Annotated in this window: 4 protein-coding genes; 1 reads left to right on the top strand and 3 read right to left on the bottom strand. The window is 66.1% G+C overall.

Annotated elements, in window-relative coordinates; genetic code table 11:
• On the top strand, positions 1 to 185 hold a 185-nt coding region (locus tag AB5S17_RS23295), incomplete at its 5' end, for a hypothetical protein (protein ID WP_369243567.1).
• 111 nt (positions 186 to 296) lie between these two features.
• On the opposite strand, the gene AB5S17_RS23290 is transcribed toward AB5S17_RS23295, so the two are convergent.
• From AB5S17_RS23290 to AB5S17_RS23280, 3 genes are all read right to left on the bottom strand, one after another.
• A complete protein-coding gene (locus tag AB5S17_RS23290) occupies positions 297 to 1,928 on the bottom strand; it encodes an IS66 family transposase (RefSeq protein ID WP_369243566.1) in 1,632 nt (543 codons plus the stop codon).
• A 72-nt stretch (positions 1,929 to 2,000) separates the two neighbouring features.
• Positions 2,001 to 2,348 carry an IS66 family insertion sequence element accessory protein TnpB gene (tnpB, locus tag AB5S17_RS23285; protein ID WP_369243565.1) on the bottom strand — a complete coding sequence of 116 codons (348 nt, stop codon included), beginning with the start codon at positions 2,346 to 2,348 and terminating at the stop codon, positions 2,001 to 2,003.
• A partial coding sequence (locus tag AB5S17_RS23280) for a transposase (protein WP_369243564.1) occupies positions 2,345 to 2,788 on the bottom strand: 444 nt, incomplete at its 5' end. The genes tnpB and AB5S17_RS23280, both read right to left, overlap by 4 nt.

Genomic DNA, 2,788 nt, shown 5'->3' with positions numbered 1-2,788 from the left:
GTACGCATCCGGCGTGGACCGCGGTGAAGAACTTTTTCTCGCTTCAGCGGCAATCTGGGGCTTGCGCCTTTCGAGTTAAGCTATCGACGAGTTACCGGAATGTCGTGCGCGAGGTGGGCGTGACCCGTCGACGTGTCGCCGAAGGGTCACGCGTAACTCTAGTTGCGAATGCAACCATTTATTGAGGGATTCTTGGGCGATAGGGCGATCCGGAGTACGCCGTGGCGTCACGGCGTATGTCGGACTAACGGGGGTGTTGCGGGGTTTGGGACCGTACGCCGTATGCGTCCGCGGCCTTAGGCGGCGACTTTTTGCTCGGCGCTGCGGGTAGCAGACCAGTTCCACGGCAGGAGCTCGCCGAGACGGGTCTGCGGCGTGTCTGCGATGCGGGCGAGGACATCGGCGAGCCAGGCCTGTGGATCGACATCGTTCAGCTTCGCCGTGGCGATCAGCGTCAGCATGAAGGCGCAGCGGTCGGCTCCGCGATCAGAACCGGCGAAGAGCCACGACTTGCGGCCGAGCGCCAGGCCGCGGATCGCGCGTTCCGCGGCATTGTTGCTGAGGCAGATCCTGCCGTCGGTGGTGAAGCGGGCAAAGCCGTCCCAGCGTGTCAGCATGTAGTCCATGGCCTTGGCGACCGGAGCATGACGCGACAGGCGCGCCCGTTCGGTGCGCATCCACTCTTCCAGGTCGGCGAGAACGGCCACGCTCCGCTGCTGCCGGACGGCGAGACGCTCTTCGGCCGAGCGGCCGTTCACCTCGCGCTCGATGTCGAACAGGACGTCGATGCGCTTCACCGCCTCCAGCGCCAGCGGCGAGATCGGCGCCGCGTTCTTTCCCCGCCGGGCGCTCCTGGCGATGTCGGCGAGCTCGAAGAACCTGCGACGAGAATGCGCCCAGCACAGTGCCTCGGTCACGGGCCACGGACTTCGCTCCATGGCGTACAGGCGACCATATCCTGCATAGGCGTCGGCCTGGAGGATCCCGCCATAGCCGGCGAGATGGCGCTCGGGATGATCGGCCGTGCGGTCGCGGGAGGCGTAGAACAGGGCTGCCGGCGGCGCCACGCCGCCAAAAGGCCGGTCATCGCGGACATAGACCCAGACCCGGCCGGTCACCGTCTTGCCCTTGGCCAGGATCGGCACGGTGGTGTCATCGCCGTGCAGCCGCTCGGCGGCAAGGACATGCCGCTCGATCAGGTCGTGAAGCGGGCGAAGAGCATGGACGCAGGCGCCGACCTGGTCGGCGAGCGTCGACAGGCTGAGGTCGATCCCCTCGCGGGCGTAACGCTCCGACTGCCGGTTGAGTGGCTGATGCTGCCCGTACTTCTCAAACAGGATCATCGCGAGCAGGCTCGAGCCGAGGAAGCCGCGGGGCGTTGGATGGAACGGCGCCGGCGGCTGGGTGATCGTCTCGCACTCCCGGCAGGTGAACTTCTCCCGGACCGTCTGGATCACCTTCCACTGCCGCGGGATTACCTCCAGCGTCTCGGTGATGTCCTCGCCGAGCTTCGACAGTCTGGCCGAACCGCAGCACAGGCACGAGGTCGGCGCCGGAACGACCACCCGCTCTCTCGGCAGATGTTCTGGGAACGGCTTCTTCGAGGGACGCTTGCGGGTAAAGGCCTGCACGACCGTCGTCTTCGCCGCGGCCTGTTCGGCGGCAAGCTCGTCCTCGGTCGCGGCCGCCTGGGCGTCCTCGAGCTGCATCTCCAACTGGTCGAGGAGACGCGCCTTCTTCTCCGAACGCGATCCATAGAGCTCGCGCTTGAGCTTCTCGATCTCCAGCGTCAGATGCGCGATCAGCGCCTCGGCGTGCGAGGCCTTCGCCCTTCTGTTGGCCACTTCGGCCTCCGCCAGATCAGCACGCCGTTCGGCCGCTGCGAGGGCGACCTTCAGGGCGGCGATGTCGTCCGGCGCGGCGGCCATGGCGGGAGGCTCGAAGCAGTTCGTGACAAAGCCGATTCTGCCACAGAACCCCTCCAACACAAGGAGTTTATGCTATCCGACCGAACTCGGGCGCCAGGTTCTCTGCGGATGGCGCCAGTCGATCCCCTCAAGCAGGTAGCCGAGCTGCGCCGGTGAGATCGTCACCGTCCCATCCGCCGGCGACGGCCAGATGAAGCGGCCCCGCTCTAGCCGCTTCACGAACAGGCAGGCGCCTTGCCCGTCATGCCAGATGACCTTGATCAGGTCGCCGCGGCGGCCACGGAAGACGAACAGATGTCCGTCGTTCGGATCGCGCTTCAGCGTCTCCTGGACCATGAGCGACAGGCCGGGAAAGCCCTTGCGCATGTCGACGTGCCCTGCCGCCAGCCAGACCCATACCCCGCTCGGAACCGGGATCATTCTCCCGTTCTCGTCTTCGACGAGGCCGGCGGCGAACCCAGTCGATCGACCACCTCGAGAATGCGGGCAAGGGCACGGGCGTCGATATCCGCATCGATCCGGATAACTCGATTGCCGGACAGCTCGATCTCGACGCAGGGCCCTCGCTCGGAAGAACGGGCGTCGGCGGCAGCGTCCCGATCCCGCCCCGGTCCCTCATGAGGTTGGACCTCGGGCGACGACACCGCCACAGGCAGGAAGGTCGGGCCTTGATCATGCGCACCTGACCGTAACTTCCGGATCCAACGGTAGATCGATGACGGATCGACATCGTGCTGACGGGCGACGGCGGCGACGCTGGCGTCTTTCTCCAGCGCCGCCATCACGATCTCCTCCTTCAGGACTGTCGGCCAGTGCCGACGGCGGCCGCCATCCCGAACCAGATCAATCCTATGGTAGGT

This window comes from Jiella sp. M17.18, assembly GCF_041027365.1.
GTDB lineage: Bacteria > Pseudomonadota > Alphaproteobacteria > Rhizobiales > Rhizobiaceae > VKMB-3413.
Note: the sequence above shows the minus strand (reverse complement) of the source record. Positions and strands in the feature narration are given on the sequence as shown.

Coding starts and splice junctions, on each gene's coding strand:
- AB5S17_RS23290 (WP_369243566.1), bottom strand. CDS start 1,928: ATGGCCGCCGCGCCGGACGACATCGCCGCCCTGAAGGTCGCCCTCGCA.
- tnpB (WP_369243565.1), bottom strand. CDS start 2,348: ATGATCCCGGTTCCGAGCGGGGTATGGGTCTGGCTGGCGGCAGGGCAC.